The 23,443-nt window shown below is 33.3% G+C and carries 18 protein-coding genes; 6 read left to right on the top strand and 12 right to left on the bottom strand.

From position 1 onward, the window contains the following. Positions 1-469 precede the first annotated feature (469 nt). The gene (locus ACHRV0_RS04345; protein ID WP_089057083.1) at positions 470-1,762 is read left to right on the top strand and encodes an aminopeptidase P family protein; all 1,293 of its coding nucleotides are present in this window, start codon (positions 470-472) and stop codon (positions 1,760-1,762) included. Positions 1,763-1,827: 65 nt separating this feature from the next. Here the strand turns inward: ACHRV0_RS04345 and ACHRV0_RS04340 are convergent, their stop codons facing one another. Both ACHRV0_RS04340 and ACHRV0_RS04335 read right to left on the bottom strand, forming a co-directional pair. Beyond that, positions 1,828-2,346 (bottom strand): ferritin, encoded by a 519-nt coding sequence (locus ACHRV0_RS04340; RefSeq protein ID WP_129023390.1) that lies wholly within the window; start codon positions 2,344-2,346, stop codon positions 1,828-1,830. Between the two features lie 89 nt (positions 2,347-2,435). After that, a complete protein-coding gene (locus ACHRV0_RS04335) occupies positions 2,436-2,792 on the bottom strand; it encodes a hypothetical protein (RefSeq protein WP_129023389.1) in 357 nt (118 codons plus the stop codon). Positions 2,793-2,972: 180 nt separating this feature from the next. Here ACHRV0_RS04335 and ACHRV0_RS04330 point away from each other — a divergent pair, with 180 nt between their 5' ends. Further along, a complete protein-coding gene (locus tag ACHRV0_RS04330; protein ID WP_089054662.1) occupies positions 2,973-3,776 on the top strand; it encodes a TIGR00266 family protein in 804 nt (267 codons plus the stop codon). A gap of 98 nt (positions 3,777-3,874) precedes the next feature. On the opposite strand, the gene ACHRV0_RS04325 is transcribed toward ACHRV0_RS04330, so the two are convergent. The 3 genes from ACHRV0_RS04325 to ACHRV0_RS04315 all read right to left on the bottom strand — a co-directional run bounded on the left by ACHRV0_RS04325 (position 3,875) and on the right by ACHRV0_RS04315 (position 10,419). Continuing rightward, on the bottom strand, positions 3,875-5,734 hold the full coding sequence (locus ACHRV0_RS04325; RefSeq protein WP_395440019.1) for a RagB/SusD family nutrient uptake outer membrane protein: 1,860 nt from the start codon (positions 5,732-5,734) through the stop codon (positions 3,875-3,877). 4 nt (positions 5,735-5,738) lie between these two features. Then, positions 5,739-9,065: a TonB-dependent receptor gene (locus ACHRV0_RS04320; protein WP_395440018.1), complete on the bottom strand. Its 3,327-nt coding sequence runs from the start codon at positions 9,063-9,065 to the stop codon at positions 5,739-5,741. A 214-nt stretch (positions 9,066-9,279) separates the two neighbouring features. Next, positions 9,280-10,419 carry a FecR family protein gene (locus ACHRV0_RS04315; protein ID WP_395440017.1) on the bottom strand — a complete coding sequence of 380 codons (1,140 nt, stop codon included), beginning with the start codon at positions 10,417-10,419 and terminating at the stop codon, positions 9,280-9,282. Between the two features lie 166 nt (positions 10,420-10,585). On the opposite strand from ACHRV0_RS04315, the gene ACHRV0_RS04310 reads away from it, so the two are divergent. Continuing rightward, the gene (locus ACHRV0_RS04310; protein WP_395440016.1) at positions 10,586-11,128 is read left to right on the top strand and encodes an RNA polymerase sigma factor; all 543 of its coding nucleotides are present in this window, start codon (positions 10,586-10,588) and stop codon (positions 11,126-11,128) included. A 28-nt stretch (positions 11,129-11,156) separates the two neighbouring features. After that, a complete protein-coding gene (locus tag ACHRV0_RS04305; protein WP_395440015.1) occupies positions 11,157-11,933 on the top strand; it encodes an alpha/beta fold hydrolase in 777 nt (258 codons plus the stop codon). 57 nt (positions 11,934-11,990) lie between these two features. On the opposite strand, the gene ACHRV0_RS04300 is transcribed toward ACHRV0_RS04305, so the two are convergent. The 6 genes from ACHRV0_RS04300 to ACHRV0_RS04275 all read right to left on the bottom strand — a co-directional run bounded on the left by ACHRV0_RS04300 (position 11,991) and on the right by ACHRV0_RS04275 (position 21,868). Continuing rightward, on the bottom strand, positions 11,991-14,756 hold the full coding sequence (locus ACHRV0_RS04300) for a PD-(D/E)XK nuclease family protein (protein ID WP_395440014.1): 2,766 nt from the start codon (positions 14,754-14,756) through the stop codon (positions 11,991-11,993). Between the two features lie 63 nt (positions 14,757-14,819). Further along, positions 14,820-16,271 (bottom strand): OmpA family protein, encoded by a 1,452-nt coding sequence (locus tag ACHRV0_RS04295; protein WP_395440013.1) that lies wholly within the window; start codon positions 16,269-16,271, stop codon positions 14,820-14,822. A 113-nt stretch (positions 16,272-16,384) separates the two neighbouring features. Next, positions 16,385-17,578 carry a glycine C-acetyltransferase gene (gene kbl / locus ACHRV0_RS04290; protein ID WP_395440012.1) on the bottom strand — a complete coding sequence of 398 codons (1,194 nt, stop codon included), beginning with the start codon at positions 17,576-17,578 and terminating at the stop codon, positions 16,385-16,387. Between the two features lie 80 nt (positions 17,579-17,658). Then, a complete protein-coding gene (locus tag ACHRV0_RS04285; RefSeq protein ID WP_395440011.1) occupies positions 17,659-20,814 on the bottom strand; it encodes a UvrD-helicase domain-containing protein in 3,156 nt (1,051 codons plus the stop codon). Positions 20,815-20,947: 133 nt separating this feature from the next. After that, complete coding sequence (locus ACHRV0_RS04280; RefSeq protein WP_089053283.1) at positions 20,948-21,547, bottom strand: lipoprotein signal peptidase; 600 nt, start codon at positions 21,545-21,547, stop codon at positions 20,948-20,950. A gap of 120 nt (positions 21,548-21,667) precedes the next feature. Next, positions 21,668-21,868, bottom strand: a complete 201-nt coding sequence (locus ACHRV0_RS04275; RefSeq protein WP_089057100.1) for a hypothetical protein — start codon at positions 21,866-21,868, stop codon at positions 21,668-21,670. A 178-nt stretch (positions 21,869-22,046) separates the two neighbouring features. Between ACHRV0_RS04275 and ACHRV0_RS04270 the strand changes: the two genes are divergently transcribed. Continuing rightward, a complete protein-coding gene (locus ACHRV0_RS04270; RefSeq protein WP_089057101.1) occupies positions 22,047-22,403 on the top strand; it encodes a roadblock/LC7 domain-containing protein in 357 nt (118 codons plus the stop codon). 31 nt (positions 22,404-22,434) lie between these two features. After that, positions 22,435-22,815 carry a hypothetical protein gene (locus ACHRV0_RS04265; protein WP_089053286.1) on the top strand — a complete coding sequence of 127 codons (381 nt, stop codon included), beginning with the start codon at positions 22,435-22,437 and terminating at the stop codon, positions 22,813-22,815. A 240-nt stretch (positions 22,816-23,055) separates the two neighbouring features. On the opposite strand, the gene ACHRV0_RS04260 is transcribed toward ACHRV0_RS04265, so the two are convergent. Then, positions 23,056-23,436: a TraR/DksA C4-type zinc finger protein gene (locus ACHRV0_RS04260; RefSeq protein WP_089053287.1), complete on the bottom strand. Its 381-nt coding sequence runs from the start codon at positions 23,434-23,436 to the stop codon at positions 23,056-23,058. Positions 23,437-23,443: the final 7 nt, after the last annotated feature.

The following is a 23,443-nucleotide window of genomic DNA, read 5'->3' as shown; positions in this document are numbered from 1 at the left end:
TCCCTAAATAATTAACATCTTAAAACTATCTTGTACTTAAGCTAAAATAACTTTTTTTTCATTATTAGAAACAATTAAAACCAAGAATATATTATAAAACTGACGGGAGCATGAGAAATAGATCACCAATCTTTGCAGAGTTACTTGTAAAGATTTCGATCCCGAGGCCTCGGGATCGAAATGACAAGATTGTGGTGCACTGCAACTTTTAAAAGAAAAAAATCTGCTAAATCTGCTAAATCTGCGTGAAATAAAACTGCCAATCTTTGTAGAGTTACTCGCGATCCTTCGACTTCGCTCAGGATGACAATACTAAGGGAATCTTTGTGCTCATTACGGTTAAAAAACTTTGCATCTTAGCGCCTTTGCGGCAAACTCAAAACAAATAAGAAAACTTTAATAAATCTATCATACACTACTTTGTAAAAAAATGTAATTTTGAAATTCGAAGTTCAAAAACTAAGTTATTATGAAATATCATCAAATAAACAGCGCTCTTTTTGTAAAAAACCGCAAAAAATTCACGGCAGAAATGAAACCAAACTCTGTTGCCGTTTTCAACTCTAATGACATTTACCCAGTTAGTGCGGACAGTACTCTTCCGTTTGCACAACACAGAGATATTTTTTATCTAAGCGGCGTAGATCAAGAAGAAAGTATTTTACTTTTATTTCCAGATGCGCCTTATGAAAATCAAAAAGAGATTCTTTTCCTGAAAGAAACTAACGATCACATCGCTGTTTGGGAAGGTGAAAAACTGACTAAAGAACGTGCTTTTCAGGTTTCGGGAATTAGAACGGTTTATTGGCTGCAGGATTTTCATAAAGTCTTAAACGAAATGATGACGTATGCTGACACGATGTACATCAACACAAACGAACATTACCGCGCGTCTGTTGAAACAGAAACTCGCGAAGCACGTTTTGTAAAATGGTGGAAAGAACGTTACCCAGCACATAATGTTGCAAAAAGCAACCCAATTTTGCAACGAATTCGTTCTGTAAAAGAAAGCGAAGAAATCGATTTGATTCAGCAGGCTTGTGATATTACAGAGAAAGGTTTCCGCAGATTATTGTCGTTTGTAAAACCAAATGTTACTGAATACGAAATCGAAGCTGAATTGGCTCACGAATTTATCCGTAACCGCTCTAAAGGTTTTGCTTATACGCCAATTATCGCATCTGGAAACAATGCAAATGTTTTGCACTATATCGAAAACAATCAGCAATGTAAAGCTGGTGATTTAATTTTGTTGGATGTTGCGGCTGAATATGCAAATTATTCAAGTGATATGTCGAGAACAATTCCAGTTTCAGGACGTTTTTCTGATCGTCAAAAAGCCGTTTACAATGCTGTTTTAAGAGTTAAAAACGAAGCAACAAAAATGCTTACTCCAGGAACACTTTGGAAACAATATCATATTGAAGTTGGTAAAATTATGACTTCTGAATTACTTGGTTTAGGCTTAATTGATAAAGCTGATGTTCAGAACGAAAATCCAGAATGGCCTGCTTACAAAAAATATTTCATGCACGGTACGTCTCACCACATGGGGCTTGACACACACGATTACGGTCTACTTCACGAACCTATGAAAGCTAATATGGTTTTTACGGTTGAGCCAGGAATTTATATTCCTGCTGAAGGTTTCGGAATTCGTTTAGAAGACAATGTTGTCGTTCAAGAAAAAGGAGAACCATTTAACTTAATGCGCAACATTCCGATTGAAGCTGATGAGATTGAAAGCTTGATGAATGAATAAATAAACAAAGCCCTTAATAATTTCAAATCATTAAGGGCTTTTTTAATTTTATAAATTGGGTTTACTTATCCAATTTTAGCTATTTGTATGTCTAATTGAAATTTGCCGTCAGCTGCGTTTTCGTTGATCAATTCAAAAAGCTCTAAAGCTCTTCTTGCATTTTTCTCTTCTTCTCTTTGCTCAGCCACATACCACATCATAAAATCTTCTGTAGCATAATCATTTTCAGCTCTGCATTTTGCGATTACTTTATTGACTGCCTGAGTTACTGCAATTTCGTTTTGCAAAGCAATTTCAAATACTTCTTTAAAAGAAGCAAATTCTTGCTGCACTTCTGGAACAGATGGCGTAACTGCAATCCCTCCCATATCTGTAATATATTTGAAAACTTTTAGAAAATGTTCTCTTTCTTCTTCGGCTTGCTTGTACATATAAGATGCTGTATTTGCATAACCGTTTCTATCTAACCATGCAGCCATAGCTAAATATTTATTAGAAGCATCACTTTCTAATTTTGCTTGTAAGTTCAATATATTTTCGATTCCTTCAACTAATGAAGTACTTGTTCTTAGTAAATCTTTCATAACCTTTAATTTTTATACGTGTAAAATTACAAAAATTAAAGACGGCAGCTCTAAACACCTGAAAATTTGGATTTAATCTAAGTAAGAATCTAAATAAGCTCTACATTAACAATATTGCAAAGCATAGAATGTAAAGTAAGGGTAAATTTTGTTCCGTTTAATAAATCTCTCAACTGCACTATTTCGCAGATGGTAAGATTTCTAGAAAAATTTCTTTTGGTAGTTTCAATCAACTGAGCGTCTGACTGATCAGATAAGTCATAAAGCATGTTAAGAATGTCAACGCTGTTAACCTTTCTTTGAAAAATCAAAAAATCCTGAATTCTATAACTTGACACTGTATCAACAAAATTGATGATTATACTATTGGTCAAATCACATTGATAACTGTATCCTTTTTCGGTTTCAAATAATACTTTGGTGGTCAAATCACTAACTAATGCCATTCTGATAAAATATAATAACGGTGCAAAAATATAGAATTTAAAGCAATAAAAAACATAATTAAGACTAATTTAAAATAACAAAATCATATAATGTTCTTAAAAACAGCCGAAGTGCGTTAAAGACTGTAACATTCTACGATATTTTTTGTCTAATTTTAAAAAACAAAAAACCTAGAAATTATGCAAGCACACGAAATAGATTATCAGATTTTTGGAGAAGAAATGCAGTATGTTGAAATAGAACTAGACCCGCAGGAAATTGTAATTGCCGAAGCTGGAAGTTTTATGATGATGGAAAACAATATTCAGATGGAAACGATATTTGGAGATGGTTCTCAGCAACAGGGATCTGGTTTGTTTGGCAAACTTTTAAATGCTGGTAAAAGAGTTCTTACTGGCGAAAGCTTGTTTATGACGGCATTTTTAAACCAAGGAAATACTAAAAGTAAAGTATCATTTGCATCGCCTTATCCGGGAAAAATCCTTCCGATTGATTTAACCGAATTTCAAGGTAAATTTATTTGTCAAAAAAGTTCCTTTTTATGCGCTGCCAAAGGTGTTTCTGTTGGAATAGAATTTTCTCAGAAATTAGGACGCGGTTTATTTGGAGGCGAAGGTTTTATCATGCAGAAAATTGAAGGAGACGGAATGGCATTTGTACATTCTGGCGGAACAATGGCCAAAAAAGTATTGGGTCACGGTGAGGTTTTAAAAGTAGATACTGGCTGTATTATTGGTTTTACCAAAGATGTAGATTATGATATTGAGTTTATTGGCGGAATCAAGAATTCTATTTTTGGCGGCGAAGGATTATTTTATGCTACTCTAAAAGGTCCGGGAACGGTTTACATACAGTCGCTGCCATTCTCAAGACTGGCTGACCGCATTATTGCATCGGCACCAAAATCTGGAGGAAACAGTCGTGACGAAGGAAGCTTACTTGGCGGATTAGGAAATCTTTTGGATGGCGATAATCGTTTTTAATTTTATAGAATGACTTTCAGAAATGGAAGTCATTTTAATTTATAAAAAAAGAAGGGCAGCTCTTTCGAACTGCCCAAAGCACCTAACCAAAAGTGCACTTAATACCCATTAGTACCAAATTCTTTGGCATTTGAAATTGCATCCAAAAATGATCTCGGAATTGGTCTAACAGTATGTTTGCCTTCAACAAAATTTGTTCCTGCGATTGGGTTTGTCTGATCCAAATAGGTTTTAGTTAACTTTCCGGTACGTTTTAAATCAATCCATCTTGTATGTTCGCCAGACAACTCTCTTGCTCTTTCTTTTAAAATAAAATCGATATTCATTTGAGCGCCTGAAACCAACATTTCGCTTTCTCTTGATGTTAACGCGGCTCTTTTTCTAAGAGTATTTACATAGATCAATGCCTTAGCCTGATTATCTGTTAAAATAGCTGCTTCTGCTGCTATCAAATACACTTCTCCCAAACGAATAATAGGAATATCTCCTAACCAATACTGGTTGCTTTGACAATACAATGCTGCAGAAAATTTTCGCATGGCTGGAAAAATATTAATAAGATTTGGATCGTTTGGATACATTGCAGGATCCTTATATTTATTGGTTCCCGGTTCAAAAATATCGCTTGGGTCAGCTACAAGCATTGGCATTTTGCTTTTCGCAACTGGATCGATATTCCAATTTGGAGTGAACACAGCTAAACCTTCATCATTATTCATATTAATTTGCTCCTCTATTCTTTGCGAATAAAAATTAACTGCCGGAAGTGCCTGAGCTAATGTATTTTTAATGGTATAACCAACTACCGAAGGATCTTTTTTATAAGCCGTCGCCATGGTTTGCGTAATTGTTTTATTTGCTGCCGCATAAAACTTGTACGTAAATGTTTCTGCAAAACGTGTATCTGCTGGTGATGGTACTGGCGTAAACACTTCTGTCAGCAAATATTTACTTGGTTTTAGCAAACGGCTATTGGCTCGTCCGTACAAAATACTAGTTGCTCCTGCTCCCCATTCTGCTCCTCTGGTTGCTAAATCTGGCAAATAATACTGTCTTGTTCTTCCTCTGTTGAAACCTTCTGGATTAAGACCTCCCGGATCGATTCCCTGAGTAAACAAAAATTCTGTATTTTTCTTATTATTGCTGCCTTCCCATAGCTTTTTAAATCCTGATTTAGAATTGTCACTTAAATATAAAGCAGTCTGATATTTTGTCGCATTATTAATTAATTCTTCAGCAGTTTCTAAAGCCAATTTAGCATATTCTGGAGCGTCTCCTAATCTTGTTCTCTGCAGATATACTTTTGACAATAATCCATAAGCCGCTTTCTTAGCCACTCGTCCTTGTAAAGTCTGCTGCACTGGGAGATTTGCACAGGCAAATTTTAAATCTTCAATAATTAAGTCGTAAAACTCTTTCTCGGAACTACGCACTGGGGCGTTATCTGCTCCTTCAATAATAGACGATTTTGTTCTTAAAACTACACCTCCAAATTGTTCTACCAACGTAAAATTACTAAAAGCTCTCAAGAAATAAGCTTCTGCCAATTTTGCATTCAACTCTTCTGTAGAAGCATAACCTTTTACATCTTTTGAATAATAAATTGCAGTATTGCATAGATTAATAGTGGTGTAAGCTGTACCCCAAATTACTTTAATATTTCCATCATCAGGATTTAATTGACTGGCGTATTGCGTAAAACCAATTCCACTATTACTCACGTTTTCCCAAGAATCGGTTCCTGCTTCTGTAGGCGCTATATAATCGACCTTTCCGTGCAGGAAATATAAATTCTCGTAACAACTGTTGATTAATCCTTCGAATCCCGGCCTTTCGCTATAGGATTTATCCAAAGAAACAGTTGTAAGATTTTTTTCGTCTAAACTGCATGACTGAGTTAATCCAGCCATAAAAAACATTAAGACAATTACTGATTTTAATTTTATATATTTTTTCATGATACTACAATGATAAATTAAGACCGAAAACAACTTGTTTAAATAATGGGAATGAATCTGATCCTCCACTTTCTGGATCTACATTTTTCAACAAATGACTACGGCTAAAAACAAAAGGATTATAAGATGTTATATAAAGTCTCATATTGCTTAGACCTGTTTTTTTAAGAAAATCTTCGGGCATAGAATAACCAAGAGTAATATTCTTGATTTTTATATATGATGCATCTACAAGCTCTAATGACGATTGAAATTGTGTATTAAAACTACCTCCTGGTCTAGGAAAATCATTTGTTGGATTATCTTGCGTCCAATAACTATACGTTTCCGGCTGTGCTTCTTTGTTCCAATAACCTAAAACCTGAGCACGCATCATACCGCCTTGTCTTCCGTTTACAAATATTGTAAGATCAAAATTCTTGTACTTAAATGTGTTTTGGAAACCAAAGAAATAATCTGGAACATTGTTTCCTACAATCATTCTGTCTTTTGTAGAATAAACGTGTACTCCATTATCAGAAACTCCATTAGCATCAACTTGCGGCACTGTCTGCAATTTTATGTCTCCAGGTTTGGCACCATACAAAGCAGCTTCGGTTTCTTGACCCAATTGCCAGATTCCTATTTTTTTATAATCATAAAACACACCACCTGATGCTGGAGTCTGCCCAATGAAAAGACCTTCTGAAATTAATTCATTCACGGTTAAGTTCCCTAAATCAATATTAGTCAGCTTTTCTGTGGCATGTGTAAAGGTGAATGATGTATTCCATTTAAAATTTTCGGTATCAATATTTTTAGTATTTATAGAAAGTTCAAAACCTCTGTTTTGAGAAGTTGCAATATTAGAAGTCTTTTTATAAGGTGTTTTAGCATCGTAACCTCCTGAACTTGTAGGCAGACGACGATCCCATAAAATACCATCTGTATTTGTCCAATAATATTCAGCTACAAGATCAATTCTATTTTTCAAAACAGAAACATCTAAACCTAAATTAGTATTTGTAGAACGTTCCCAAGTTAAATCTGAATTTGAAATATGCTCAGTAGGAACATACATTGGTAAAGCTGTACCTCCGCCAAGAGAAAGACTGCTTGTTTTAGTAGAGGTACGAGTCAAACTAGAATAAGGATCAATATTTGCCGATCCCGAAACACCATAACCTAGTCTCAGTTTTAAATTATTCAGCCATGAACTCGTTCCTTCCATAAAACTTTCATCGCTGATACGCCAAGCCAATGATGCAGATGGAAAAGATGCCCATTTATTGCCTTCCGCCAACGGAGAAACTCCATCCCAGCGATTGGTTAATTGAAATAAGTATCTTCCTCTAAAGCTGTAATTAAAACGACCTGCAAATGACATTCTGTTAAACTGGCTGTAAGCATTCATTCTAGTAGTTAGATTTTTTACCGCCCCCATATTATAAAACTTAAAGTCATCGTAATCTATACCATTACCGCCTAAATAAGCTCCTTCTGATCTGCTGTCTGCCCAAGAAGTAATTCCTGTTAAACCAAAATCATGATCTTTACCAATTTTAAAGTTATAGCTCAAAATATTTTCCCAGATGTAACTATAAGCCAGTTCATTATTATAAGTGGCTTCGCTAGCAGTTCTACCTTCCGTTAACAGATTGTATGAATTTTTGTTTTGAAAAGTCCCTGCTCTGCTTCCTGAAAATCGAGTTCCTAAATTAGATCTTAACTTAAAATTTTTAGCAAATTCAAATTCCAGATAAGGATTGAATTGTACATTATAACTTAATGATTCATTAGCAAAAGCTCCTGGATAATTATTTGCCAAAATACTAATGTTGTTTTGATCTCCTTCGATTGGATAAAGATTCACAACACCATTTTCATCAAACGGAACTCCTAAAGGATAAACGCTGTATGCTTTATTAATTCTACTGTTGGTTGTGCTGTTTTTACGATAGTTTAAAATCAATTGGAAACCTGTTTTAAATTTATTACTAAATTTAATATCAACTCCTCCTCTGGAACTAAAGCTGTTTACTTTATCATTTTCATAAATTCCTTCTTCACCTATATATCCTAAAGAAAAATACCCTTGTACTTTTTCAGATCCGCCTCTCATAAAAAGATTATGGTTTTGCTGCGTTCCTACTTGTAAAGTTTTATCGATCCAGTTTACATATTGTCCTTTTTCAATCGCGGCAACTGCAGATGCGTTTAACCCTAAATCTGTTAAATTTGTTGCTTGGTAACCATTGTCTAAGTAAAATCGGTCTTTTTTATAATTTAACCATTTCTCTCCTGTAAGGGGGGCAGGAAAAGAAGAAAATCCATTTAGTCCAAAATAGCTGTTAAAATCAATTTGCGTTTTTCCAGCTTTTGCTTTTTTAGTGGTAACAATAATAACTCCATTCGCACCCGAAGAACCATAAATTGCAGTAGACGAAGCATCTTTTAAAACATCAATACTTTCAATGTCATTCGGATTCAAATTATCGATGCTTGAAGGAAGTCCGTCAACAATATACAACGGATCCTGACTTGCTGTCAAAGATCTATTTCCTCTTAATAAGACTTTTGGAGATGTTCCTGCTTTTCCAGATCCACGTTGAATATCCAGACCCGAAACTCTCCCTTGAAGTGCTTCCATCGGACTTAAAACTGGACTTAAAGCAATATCCGTTGATTTCACTGTTGCTACAGCTCCTGTTAAATCTTTTTTCTTTACCGCGCCGTAACCAACAATTACAACTTCATTTAAAGCTGCATTTTGCTCGTTTAAAATCACGCTCAAAGACTTACTTTGACCAACTGTTACTTCTTTATTCTCAAATCCTATAAAAGAAAAAACTAAAACACTATTGGCTCCATTTATACGAATTATAAACTTTCCGTCTAAGTCGGTTTGTACTCCATTTTTAGTTCCTTTTTCAATAACATTCGCTCCTGGTATGGGCATATTCTTCGAGTCGGTTACAACTCCTGTAACTTCAATACCTTGTTCGATTACAACTTTCTGAACTGTATTCTTTTCCTGAAGATGTACTTGCTGTTTTTTCTTTACCAAAATAATCTGGCGATCATTTATCGTATAAGAAATATCGGTTCCTTTAAAAACCTCTTCTAATATTTCGGTTATCCCCTTTTTCTTTACATTAACTGTCACCTTTCTGTTCAGGTCAATGATACTGCTTTCAAAAAGAAATCTGTATTCTGAAACAGATTCTACTTTGTTAAACAGCTTTTCGACCGGTGCATTCTTTATGTTAAATGTAAGCTTTGTATTTTGCGAATAGACACTTGCTTGAATTTTCATCAAAGAAAGTATCAGTAATAATGTGGTTAGTTTCATTCTTAGACTAATTTTAGGCAAATAAGGACTAAGCCAATTCCTCTTAATTATTTTTTTCATAATTTTGGATTGATTTTAAATGATTTAATTTCGATACGTCGTTTGAAACACTTAAATCGGGAAATACTGGTACTATTTTCCGATTTTACTTCTTATGTTTCTCAAAAAATTACATCCTCTTCATAATTTCTTTTTTTGGTTGGTTAGTAAATAGTTAGTTTATTTTTATAAGCTTTCCTTCTATTTTATAAGTAAAGCCTTGAATTTTACTCATTGTTTCTAATACCTTTTCAATACTTTCAATATTCTTATTGAAACTGGCATTGAATTTTTTATCTAAAATATCTTTCCTGTTATTTTCAATAGTAACATTGTAAGTCCTTTCTAATTTTATTATAATGTCTTTAAAAGCCGTTTTTCTAAAAACAATTTCTCCATTTATCCATTCTGTATAAAAACGGGTATCTACTTTCTCTTTAGCTATCTCTGTATTTCTACTATTCCAAGATCCTTTTTCCCCTGGAATCAGCGTTGTTTTTGTATTTGCATTAGCAGCATCAGACAAACTCACCGAACCTTCGACTAAAACTGTATTGATATCTGTATCTTCTTTATAAGAACTCACATTAAACTTTGTTCCCAAAACTTTCACATTTACACCTCTTGTTTTAACAATAAATGGATGTGCTTTATCTTTTGCAACATCAAAAAAAGCTTCTCCGTCTAAAACAACTTCTCTATTATGTCCCTTAATAAATTGAACTGGATATTTTAGAGAAGAACCAGCATTCATATTGACCAATGTTCCATCCGATAATGTTATTTTAAAAGTCTTACCGTACGGAATTTTAATTTCGTTGTAAACCAATTTGTTCATTGATTTAGCTGATTTATAATTAATCTCATTTTCTTTTTGAGAAGCCACTACTTCTCCATTTTTCTTGATAATCTGTTGTTCTCCATTCGGATTTAAAACCTGAATATCTCCATTTTCTAAAACCAATTGAATTGCATTAGGAGAAACTGCTGCTTTATTTTGTTGACCCGCTTTGTATTGAAAAACATACACCAAACCTAATAAGCAAAAAAACATTGCGGCATATTGAAAAATATTCCTCCAATTGATTACAACTGATTTTTTCTCTAGATTCAGTTTTACTTGTAATTCTTCCCAATTTTTATCAGCGTCAATAGATTCCAAATACAACAGCGCCTCTTCAAGCAAACCATTACTCTGAAGATTTTTTATCAATTCCTGATCTTCTAAGGGCAGTAATTCAATTTTAGACGTATCAAAGTTCTTTTTCGTCACTATTTCCCTAAGGATATCAAGCAATTGTGAGTTTCTATTCATTGTTTTATATAAGTGGTTATTTGTATAGGTTAGAAAAAAAGCTTTTTAGGGTGACAACTAATCAAAAAATTTTGATTTTTTTTACACTTTGTTGAAAATAAATAACTTTTTATTTTACATTTGACACCTTGTAATCCATTACAGAACGAATAAATGCAATTCTCAGATGTTTAATTTTAAGGATTTAAAAGTATTTGAAGCCTTGTACAAAGAACATTTTGCTTTTTTTTCCTTAGTCTCTTTTAGCATAGTTAAGGATAAAGATGTGGCAAAAGATCTAGTACAAGATTTTTTTATGTACCTATGGGAAAAAGAGGAAACATTAAACTTCACTATTTCATTTAAGGCTTATGGCACAAAAGCAATCAAAAACTTAAGCCTGCAGCATTTAGAAAAAAACAAAACGATCAGTCTAAAAAACGCAAAAATTGCCCTTCCAAAATCTGAAGAAGAACCTGCATTTGAAAATACAGAAGAAAACAAAAAACCTAAAATTCAAACGTTAATCGAAAAGATTCCGCAGTCGAGAAGAGAAATTCTTATATCGCATGTAGTCGAAGGATTAAGTTACGCAGAAATTGCCGAAGATCAAAACATCTCAATAAATACGGTAAAAACACAGATGAAAAGAGCGTATGCCACTTTAAGAGAATCTCAAAACACTTCGAACTTAAAATTCATCCTATATTTCGTATGGCTTATAAAATAACTTATTTTTGCTATATAAAATTTACATTTTGAATTACACTTTATACAAAAACACAAAAATATCTTACTCCGATACTGGAAAAGGAAATGCAATTGTTTTACTTCACGGTTTTCTAGAAAATAAAAAAATGTGGAAAGACTATATTACTCTTTTCTCAGAAAAATATCGCGTAATAACTATCGATTTATTAGGTCACGGCGAATCTGATTCGCTAGGTTATGTTCACGAAATGGAAGATAATGCGAATGTTGTTCATGAAGTTTTACAACATTTAAAAATTGAAAAAGCAACTATTCTTGGACATTCTATGGGCGGTTACGTTGGTTTGGCTTTCGCCGAATTATTTCCAGACAACATTAAAAAACTAGTTTTACTAAATTCAACTTCTAAAGAAGACAGCGCTGAAAAAAAAATAAACAGAACTCGCGCTATAAAAGCGGTAAAACAAAACTACGCCAACTTTGTAAGTTTAGCCATTGCTAATTTATTCAGCGAAAACAATCGCGCTCGATTAGTAAATGAAATTGAAAACGCAAAAGAACAAGCTCTAAAAACGCCGTTACAAGGAATTATAGCTTCTTTGGAAGGAATGAAAATACGAAAAGACAGAGAAGCGCTTTTACACGAAAATCGTTTTCCTGTTTTATTAGTTTTAGGCAAAAAAGATCCCGTTTTAAATTATGAAGAAAGTCTTTCTCAAATTAATGACACGACCGTTGAATTAGTTTCGTTTGAAGACGGACATATGAGCCACATCGAAAACAAAGAAGAATTAAAAACAATCCTGCTTAATTTTTTCAATTAAAAAAAACAAATTCACTTATTATTACCGAATAAAATTTTCAAACAATTTTACGATTGCTTAACTTATCTTTTCTTCAAAAGGAATAGTAACGTCTAAGATTTCCTTCAAAAGCAAAACGATTTCCTCTAGGTAATTTTTCAAAATTTCGTTAGTCACTGTCAAATTCAATTCTTTATCTTCTTTGAAACTAAATGGCAAAAAGCCCGATTTCAGGTTTTTAAACGAAATAATTCCAACTTCCATAGGAATATCTCCTGCTTCATTTTCAAACATGAAAGCATAAGCTAAAACTTGAATAATTTTATCGTTTTTAAGCTCTTGCGTCAAGCCGTTCCATGATTTTAGCACGACATTAGCCTTTTCAACTTTTCCTGTCTTATAATCAATAATTCGTATTCTTCCGTTTCGGAGTTCAATACGATCCACATTTCCTTTAATTAAAACCGGGAACGGAAGATTCGGGTGATTCAATTCACGCTCGAATGTTTTCTCTAAAGCTATAATCTTAACCGCATCTCCATTTTTCACAGAATCCAATTCCATTTTCAAAAAATTAGAGACATTTCGTTTAGCTACTTCAAAAGCCAAAAGATTGCGGCCTTTTTTAATTTCACCTTCTTTATAAACTAATTTAAACTGCTTTAAAACTTCATCATCCAGCAAATTGAAGCAATTTTTAATATCCGTCTCCGAAATAAACTTATCTATAAAAGGATCGTACAACGCTTTTAAAGTTTCGTGAATAATAGTTCCAAGCGTATTTAAAGCAATATTCTCTTCTACCTCTTCAACTTCTCTAATACGAAGTATCTTTTGAAAATAAAAATCAATTGGATTTCTAATATAACTTGTCAAAGCCGAAGGTGAAAAACCTGCAACTGCAATTTCTTTCAAACGTTCTAATACCGCTTCTGATTTTGGAACCACCATTGGTTGATACGCCGTATCTGGTAAAACAGGATTATATATGTCAAAAGTCAAATTGTGCTTAGACTGTTTTTCAACTTCTAATTGAGTGATAAAACGACTTCTTTCCCCAGCATCTAAACCATCATTCTCTGTATTGTAAATCAGATAAATATTTTTTGCTCTTTGCAATAAATGATAAAAGTGATAGGTATAAATTGCGTCTTTCTCTTTAAAAGTCGGTAATCCAAGTTCTTTTTTAACATCGTAAGGAATAAAGGAATTTTGAGATTTTCCCGCAGGAAATTTCCCTTCATTCATCGAGGTTACAATAACAGTCTCAAAATCTAAAACACGACTTTCAAGAACTCCCATAAGCTGCAAACCACGCAAAGGTTCGCCTTCAAAAGAAACCTCCGCCACATCAATAATCTGCTTATAAATTGCATGAAGTGTATCAATATTATCAATGTGTTTATGCTGCGAATAATAATTAATCAGATTATTAATCACTTTAAAAACAGCATACACAAAAGTCTTAGCAATTTTTTCTTCTTCATTATCACTGCTGAAATTTTCTTTAATCAGCAGCAAAATAGCCGAGATATTTTCCAAAACCGCTATAGATCCATTCTCCCATTTCTGAAACAGTAAAGAAAACAACTTACTCGGATTTGGGTTTAGCTCTAAAATCTTGTTTAAAGTAATAAAAGTATAATTATTCTCTTTAATGATTTTCACCAAATGGTTACTATCAGCATATGGCTCAACTAACGGATGGGTTAAAATATCCAGAACATCTTTATAATAAAAAACATAACTGCCGCCTGCACGAGAAAGTGCATTAGTATGCATTTTGAAAAATTTTGCCACCAATATCTGTGACGGATTATTCTTTCCAGAATATCCCATCGTAATATTTAATGCTCCAACCGACGAAGGAAGTGCATACAAAATCGGAATTAACAGATTTTCTTCACCCAGCACAACTGCAACTTTATCAAGGCTTGCTGCGGGATTAGCAATAATTAAATCCTCAATTATACTACCAGCCAATTTAGCCTGTCCAATTGTTTTTGGAGTGCCAATAACTTGAATATTTTTAGTTTGAGAAAAATCATCTACAATCCATTCAAAAGGATGTGATTTGTAATGCTTCCAATTCTGTTTAAAACGACGAACAAAAAGTCCGGCATCATGAAATGGATCATTTAGAAATGTCTGGTCAACATCCCAGTAAATTCTCGCTTGATCTAAAGCCAAAAGATGCTGTACAATTTTTTCTTCTGCTGCATTCAAAGCATTGAACCCCGCAAAAATAAAATTATGATTCGAAATTGTATTAGAAAAATGATTCAGATTATTTACTGCTTCTCGATAAATTAAGCCCTGATAACCAATCGCTTTATTCAATAAATGGCTATAAAGCGATTCATAATACAATGGAAGAAGTTTCCAGAAATCAATATAATTTTCTAACAGTTTTGTTTTATTTTCAACTTCAATTCCCCATTTTTTAATATCCTCAATATCTTTTAAATAAGACAAAACATATGAAGGATCTAATAAATAGCGATCAATTTCATTAAAATCCTGTAGAAGCGTTTTAGCCCAATTTGCAAAAAGCTCAAAAGATTGTTGATTTTGCTTTTCTGTTATAGACAAATAGACTTCATAAAACTCAAACAATAGCTCTATTGCATCTATAGAACGGATTGACGCAACGTCTTGAACAAAATCTTCAATGCTAATAATATTGGGAGAAAGAATTGTTTTTTGAGTTTCTTTTTTAAGCGCTTCGATTAAAAAAACCTTAGCTCTCTTGTTGGGTAAAATAATAGTAGTTTCCGCAAGTTTATCAGAATAATCTTGAATTACAACCGCTGCTATTTTTTCTAGAAAAGAAGTATTTATCATTTGATAAAAATAAAAAAAGCCATTCAATTAAGAATGGCTTTTCATATTTATTTAGAAAGTAAATTAGATTTTACCTTGGTATTTAGAACCAATGTGTCTAATTTCTGTTCTTCTGTTTTGTGCTTTACCTGCAGCAGTTTTGTTACTTGCAACTGGTTGAGTAGCTCCGAATCCTTTAGACTCTAAGTTTTCTGGATTAACACCTCTTTGAACTAAAGCATCTAATACAGCTTTTGCTCTTTCTTCAGAAAGTTTTTGATTCAATTTAGCAGAACCTGTGCTATCTGTGTGTCCTTCAATAGAGAATTTCGCGTTTGGATAGTTTTTAAGGATTTCTTTAATTGCATCTAATCTAGCCGGAGTTTCTTTGTCTCCTGTTTTGAAAGTAGCTTTACCTGAGTTGAAGTAAACTGCTCTTGCTTGAACTTTAAGATCTTCTAAAGCTTCAGTTGTAACTTCAGGACATCCTCTGTTTGAAGCAGGACCGTATACTGTAGGACAATCGTCATCTTTATCAGCAACACCATCTTTGTCAGCGTCTAAGAAAGGACAACCACCGTTTTCTTTTGGACCAGCAACTGTAGGACATTTGTCATCTTTATCAGCAATACCGTCTCCGTCTGTATCAGGACAACCTTTTAAAGCAGCTAAACCAGCAACATCTGGACAAGCATCATCTTTATCAGCAATTCCGTCTCCGTCAGTATCAGGACATCCGTTTAATGCAGCTAAACCAAATACATCTGGACAAGCGTCAGAAGCATCAACAATTCCGTCTCCGTCAGTATCAGGACATCCGTTGAATTGTTTTAAACCAGCAACATCTGGACAAGCGTCATCTTTATCGTAGATTCCGTCTCCGTCAGTATCTTTACCTCCGAATTTGAAAACTAGACCTGCAGTGTGTTGAAAAACAGATCTATCATAAGCTTTATCCTCATTAGCAGCTACAGCCCATTTGTATTTTGTAGCTAACTCAAGACCAATAGCATCTGTAAACCAGAAAGTAACACCAGCACCTGGGTTAACAGTTCCAAAACTGTTATCTCCAAAGAAAGTGTAACCACCACCTACAGATAACGAAGGATCAATCACTTTAGATTTGATTAATTCTTGGAAGCTGTATTTAATAGTAGCATCAATTCCGTAGTACATTAAGTCACCAGGATTAGTTACAACATTTCCTCTTCCATCGTGTCCTACTGCATTTGGAGCAAAAGTTACCAATTTATCAATTTTGTTTACAGATCCTTGTAAACCAACAGAGAAACCTTTACCTACATATCTATTTACACCAATGTAAGATAATGAAGGAAGAATGTTCCAATTGTCTTTTACAGCGAATGGCTGAGAAAAGTGTTGATCAAAGAAACCACTCCCTGAATTAGAACTAGTTCTTGTATCAACTGCATTAACTCCAAATGAGATCGCCCATGGATTGTTACTGTCTTGTGCGTGAGAACTTAAACCCATCGCCATCATCACAGCAACTAAAAGTTTGTTAAGATGTTTCATACTTAATTTTTTTAATTACAATTTAGTTAATTACAAGCAAAAGTAACACCAAATTTTTTAAATACAAAATCAAATGTTAAAAAAAACCTACAAAAATTTCCCGAATGTGGTAATTATATAACTTTTAACATTTTTCCAACTGATATAAAGGCACTTACAGCCTTATCTAAATGTTCTTTTGTATGAGCCGCAGAAAGCTGCACTCTGATTCTTGCTTTTTCTTTTGGCACTACAGGGAAAAAGAAACCTATTACATATATACCTTCTTTTAAAAGCTCATCTGCCATAGTCTGCGACAATTTCGCATCATACAACATTACAGGCACAATTGCTGAATCACCATCAATTATATCAAAACCGGCATTTTTCATACCTTCCTTAAAGTAATTTGTATTCCATTCTAATTTATCTCTTAAAGAAGTATCTTTTTCTAATAGTTCGAAAACTTTAATAGAAGCTCCTACAATTGCAGGGGCAAGCGAATTTGAAAACAAATATGGTCTTGAACGCTGGCGCAGCAATTCAACAATTTCTTTTTTAGCTGTAGTATATCCTCCCATAGCGCCACCAAGAGCTTTTCCAAGGGTTCCTGTAATAATATCTACACGCCCCATTACTCCTTTTGCTTCAAGAGTTCCCTTTCCGGTTGCTCCAATAAAACCAGCAGCATGACATTCATCTACCATAACCATTGCATCGTATTTATCAGCTAGATCACAAATTTTATCTAGAGGCGCCACTAAACCATCCATAGAGAAGACTCCATCTGTAACGATTAATTTAAAACGAGCACCAGCCTCGTTTGCTTTAATTAACTGTTGCTCCAAGTCATTCATATTATTGTTCTCATAGCGGTAGCGCGCTGCTTTACACAAACGAACTCCATCAATAATAGAAGCGTGATTTAAACTATCAGAAATAATCGCATCGTTTTCTCCTAATAAAGGTTCGAAAACACCACCATTAGCATCAAAGGCTGCTGCATATAATATAGTATCTTCTGTACCATAAAAATCAGCAATCTTTTTTTCTAGTGTTTTATGAATATCTTGCGTTCCACAAATAAAACGAACTGATGACATTCCGAAACCATGAGTATCCATAGCGTCTTTCGCCGCTTGAATCACCTCTGGATGCGAAGAAAGTCCTAAATAATTATTCGCGCAGAAGTTCAAAACTTTCTCTCCTGTCGAAATAGTTATTTCTGCATCTTGCGCAGAAGTTATAATACGTTCCTTCTTAAAAATTCCGTTTTCTTCAATAACCTGCAATTCTTTTTGCAGGTGTTCTTTAATTTTACCGTACATTTCTATTTATTTAAAACGTTAAAAATTAACACTATAAGCCATTTTTGACCGTATAATTCTTTAACATCTGATTAATATTTTCACAAATTTACTACATCGATTTCGGTTCCTATATACACCAAAGCCTTTTTTAACACTTTATACCCTAAATCTTCTACTGCGTCATGATACTCCTGAATTTGAAGCTTATACTTTGAATTAACCGCTCCTGTTTTATAATCCAATAAAAATGCCTTTTTATCTTTTGTCAAAACGATTCGATCTGGCTTCAATATCTTCCCTTCTTTCTGGACAATCGTCTGCTCGTTTAAAATATGATTTTCACCATCAAAACAAACACTTAATTCTGGATGATTAACAATTTCTAAAAGCGTTTTCAAAACTGCTTCCCGCTGCTCAATTGTAATTAATCCATTTTCCATTGATTTTGTGACTGCTAAATCAATATCTGACCTGTCTTTTACAAAAGCCAAGATTTCGTGCACAATATTCCCATACGATATTGCTTCCTGCTGATGAGTTCCCCACATAAGCGCTTCTCTCTGAGCAATCTTAATATTTTTAGGATTCAGAACCTCTTTTACAATCGGAATTGTTTTTACCAAATCGGCAGCTTTTGACGATATCGAAAGTTTTGTTTTGCTTCCAAATTCATATTCCAATTTCTCAGACTCATAAACTCCTTCATGAATTAGGTATTTTATAAAATAGGAAGCCATATTATTAGGCCACTCTCCATCTTTTCTTTCTTTTAAAGATTGCGAAATAACATACAATTGTTCTTCTGCACGTGTTAACGCAACATACAAGACATTTATATTATCTAATAATTCTTCTTGCTTCTTTTCATTAAAAACAGCCGAAGCACTCTCTCCAAAACCTTCAACCGCACTGCTATTATCAACCAAAGCTCTTGGAACTCCCAAATCTTCTGCTTCAGTATCAAGCCATAATTTATCTTTTGGTTTTCGATTATAATCTTCTTCCGCAAATGGCATAATTACAACCGGAAACTCTAAACCTTTAGATTTATGAATCGTCATAATACGAACTGCATTATTTCCTTCTGGAGAGGGAATACTAAATTTCTCAGAATTCTTTTCCCAGTAATTTAAAAAATCAGCAATTCCAGCCTGATTTCTAATATCTCTTTCTAGAACAATATCAAGAAAAAACTGCACATAAGCATTTCCCTCAGATGGAAGAATAAATTTTGAGATAATTATCTCTATAGCTTCGTAAAGTGATTTTTTGCGAATATTTTCAAAAGAAAGTGAAACATCAAAAGTCAAAAGCCATTTCTCAAAATCAGATTCACTTTTATGAGCCATTCCTTGAGCAATAAAATCATGTATTGGCATTTCAACACTCAAAGTATTCCCTAAGAAATGAAGAAAATGTGCTTTTGATTCCAAATCTCTGCTATTGTTCAAATACTTCAATAAATGAACAATCAATCTAACTTCTGTTGCATTTTGAATCATCAAGGTTTCTGATGACAAAAGCGGAATTCGCTGTTCTGTTAGATAATTTGCAATTGCTACTCCCTGACCTCTTTTTCGAGTTAAAATAACAATATCTTTATATTCAAATCCTTCTTGTACAACTTTTCGAATTGTATTTAATGTTTCCAAAACATACAAATCAGATTTTTCAACAGCATCTTCTTCCTCCGCTTCATTTTTTTCAATTATTGGCAGAAAAGAAATATTTACATATCCGCCTTTTTTTGAATTTGTATTTTGAAAACTATGATTTTCATACAAATCTTTATAATCTAAGTTTGAAAACTCACTAGAGATGAGTTTAAAAAAAGTATTATTAAACTCAATAACCTCGCTATAACTTCTATAGTTTGTATTTAAGTGTTTAATTTCCTTATCTGGATTATTAAAAGGATTTGAATCTTTGCTTAATTCAATAAACTGTTCTGCCTTCCCGCCTCTCCATCTATAGATTGACTGTTTTGGATCGCCAACAATCATCAAAGTTCCTTTGTTCCCTAAATCATCTTGACCAGAAAGCGCATTATCAATTAATGGAATTAAATTTTGCCATTGCATTTCTGAGGTATCCTGAAACTCATCAATAAAAAAATGACGATAACGTTCTCCTAATCGTTCATATATAAAAGGTGCGGGCTGATTCTGAATTTCTCGATGAATAATAGCATTAAATTCAGAAATGGACAAAATATTTTGTTCTGCCTGAATCTTCGCCAATTCATTACTAACTGTATTAAGCAATGATAAAGGTGTAATATTTTTCAAGAACGCTTTATAAAAATCTCTTTTCTCAAAGTTCTTATAAATCTTCTTTAAAATATTCAGTAATTCTGGAATCAAGTTTTCTATTACTACTTTATCTTTTGCCGTTTTATTGATTGCAATATCATCAAACTCATGAAAAGTTTTATTTCTTGGATTAAACTTTCCATCACGAATACTTTCAAGATGATTTGGAAATGTCCCTCTTGAAAAAGATTTCAAATCAATACTATTTCCGTCCAGTAACGAAAGTGCTTCTATCGCAAATTGTTCATTTTCTGACTCTAAATCCTTGCACAAAGCAAGCATTTTCTTTTTTATCTCAACAAACTCTTCTATTGTTTTGTCATTAAAGTGCAAAATCTCATTTCGATTATTCTCATTCAAAACCAAACGTCCTGTTTCTAGAATTTCACGAGAAACATCCCAGCTTTTATCATCATCTGTCTTCTCCATCGTGAAGTCGATCAGTAATTTGGTCAGCGTTTCATCTTGACCAGCTTGAGCAATAATTGCATCGACTGCCTCAACCAATAAATTCTCTGTATCGAGCGTAACTTCAAAAGTCATTGGCAGATTTAGATCATGAGCAAAAGCCCTAATCACTTTATGAGTAAATTTATCTATGGTAGAAATATCAAAAGCTGCATAATTATGAATTAAGTGCTTTATAATATTTTGAGATTTTACTTTAATTTGAATAATTGAAAGCCCTGTTTCTCGAGACAAATCTTCCATTAAATCAACTGCTTTTGCAGAAGGCTCTTCTTTTGCAAATTCAGACAAACTCCCAACAATACGGCTTTTCATTTCATGAACCGCTTTGTTGGTAAATGTTATTGCAAGAATATTTCGATAAGCATCATTTTTTGGGGACGAAAGAATAATTTTGAGATATTCTTTAACTAAAGTATAGGTCTTCCCTGATCCTGCAGAGGCATCATAAATAGAGAAAGACGGACTTTGCATAAGTTTAAGCTTTTGTATGGTAAAAATAGCACAATAATATTAAATCCCAATAATGAAAAATTCCAAATTCCAATATTTACCTGCAATGAATGCCTCAAATATTGGAATTTGGAATTTTACTATTTTGAAATATTTATGCGTGTTTTGGGAATGCTCTTTTATTAAAAACTAATAATATTCCAACTCCTGTAGAGATAGCCATATCGGCAACATTAAAAATGGCATTAAAAAACATAAAATGTTTTCCGCCAAAAACGGGTATCCAAGAAGGCAGATTACCCTCCCAAATTGGGAAATAAAACATATCAACTACTAAACCATGAAACCATGTTCCATATGGTTCAGGCGAGAAAATTGTTGCTAAACTATGCGTGCTGTCGTCAAAAATTACTCCATAAAAAACAGAATCAATAATATTACCAGCTGCTCCAGCAAATATTAATGCGATAGAAACAATCAAATAAGTAGAATGGCGTTTTTTTATAGCATCAGAAAGCCACCATCCAATTCCGAATACGGCAAAAATTCTAAAAACGGTTAAGATTAATTTTCCGTATTCTCCTGGTATTTTTGTTCCCCATGCCATTCCTTCATTTTCTATAAAATGAATTCTAAACCAATCAAAAATCACAACTTCTTCGCCTAAAACAAAGTTTGTTTTTACATAGATTTTTGAAAGCTGATCGACAATTAAAACTAAAAATATAAGGAAATACGCTTTTCGTAATGACATTTTAAGAAATTTTGATGGGCAAAAATAGTAATTAAATCAAAAAAAACGTCCCTAAAGGAACGTTAATTCTTTGCAGTAAATCTAAACCTCATCAGTTTTCATTAAACACAGTTCGAAAATCTACTTTTTTGCTGTTGCAGGACTATCAGCAAAAAAATTAGAAATAGATTTTAGCAGCCCTTTTCCTTCTGCTCCTGCGGTACTTTTTTTTGCCGCAGCTTTGCTCAAATCAGATTTAAATTTTGTTCTTAACTTCTCAAATTCCTTCATTCTGCTCTCGACGTCAGAATTTACATCCTTGAATTTCAATACTTTAGCCATAATGTAAGTTTTATAAGTAAAAAAAATAAAATAATAACGATTTGATATTACAATGATACATATTTTAATTTATATTTGTTAATAAAATTAACAATTGTTTAGTTATTACATTAAAAAAATTGCCGAACCAATGTGAAATACCACCTATTTTTAACAACATCCCTAATCCTACAAAAATATGAACGAAATCACTTCTGCATTAAATGACTTTTTAACCAGCACCAAAGCAACTGCGGCTTTAATTTTAAACGGAAAAGGAAAACTCATCACCTCCCTGAATTTAGATTATGGAGACAGTGTTGCCGCTATGAGTGCAGCAATTTTATCAATGAGCGAAAAGTTTCTTCTTGATCTAGAAAAAGGCCTTCTTAAACAACTTTATCTAAAAACCTCTGAAGGTGTAGTCATTGGAAACAAAATCAGCGGCACAAATTTCGTCATTGTGTTTTCGAAAGAAGGAAGCAATCTTGCCTTATTAATGCGTTCAACTGACGAACTATCATCAGAACTTAGTAAAAATTCCCTATTGAAATAACATAAATCTATTAACCACAAACCCAAAAACTATGAGCAACGATTTTTTAAACGTGTTTTTAAATGAAATGAAAACTAATGTAAATGGCTTTATTGCAGTATCTGTAACTGAAATTGAATCAGGATTAAGCTTTGGCAATTTAACTATTGATCCCGCTTTTGACCCAGAATTAGCCGCAGCTTATAACCTTGAAGTTGTAAAGGCTAAATTAAATGCTGTAAAAGCTTTAAACTTAAATCAAGACATTGAGGATATTCTAATTACGCTTTCAAATCAAATTCACGTTATCGACATTTCTCCTAACAAAAAATTCATGATTTATTTGGCTGCTGATGCACAAAAAGCAAATCTTGGAATGACAAGAGCGGTTTTAAGAAAACACAAAGCAGACTTAGAAAAAAATCTTGCTTAATTTTCATTATTCTTAAAATTAGAACTGTCTTAAGTTGGGCAGTTCTAATTTAAACATACTTCTTTTATCTCTGCAATTACGATTCCTACAAAAAAGGAAAACCCAAAAACAGTAACGATCTCTTTCTTTGAAAATAAATTCTTTCAAATAGATCTAAACACTAGTACTACTATTCCTCAAAAACATTAAACAAAAAAAACGCCCCTAAAAGGAGCGTTATTTTTTGGATAGATATGTTTATTATCTCTGCAAATTTTTAGCTTCGATACTCATTGTTGCATGAGGAACGATTTTAAGCCTTTCTTTGCTGATTAATTTACCTGTTACTTTGCAAATACCATATGTTTTATTTTCAACACGGAATAGCGCGTTTTTTAAATCGCGAATAAACTTTTCTTGTCTGATAGCCAACTGAGAGTTTGCTTCTTTAGACATTGTTTCACTTCCTTCTTCAAAAGCTTTAAAAGTTGGAGAAGTATCGTCTGTTCCGTTATTCAAATCATTCATATAGGCACTTTTGATCAAATCAAGATCTTCTTGTGCTTTTTTAATTTTGCTTTGTATTATTTCTTTGAACTCTGCCAAATCAGCGTCAGAGTATCTTGTAATTTCATCTATCATGGTATTT

This window comes from Flavobacterium sp. FlaQc-30, assembly GCF_044005885.1.
Lineage (GTDB): Bacteria > Bacteroidota > Bacteroidia > Flavobacteriales > Flavobacteriaceae > Flavobacterium.
Note: the sequence above shows the minus strand (reverse complement) of the source record. Positions and strands in the feature narration are given on the sequence as shown.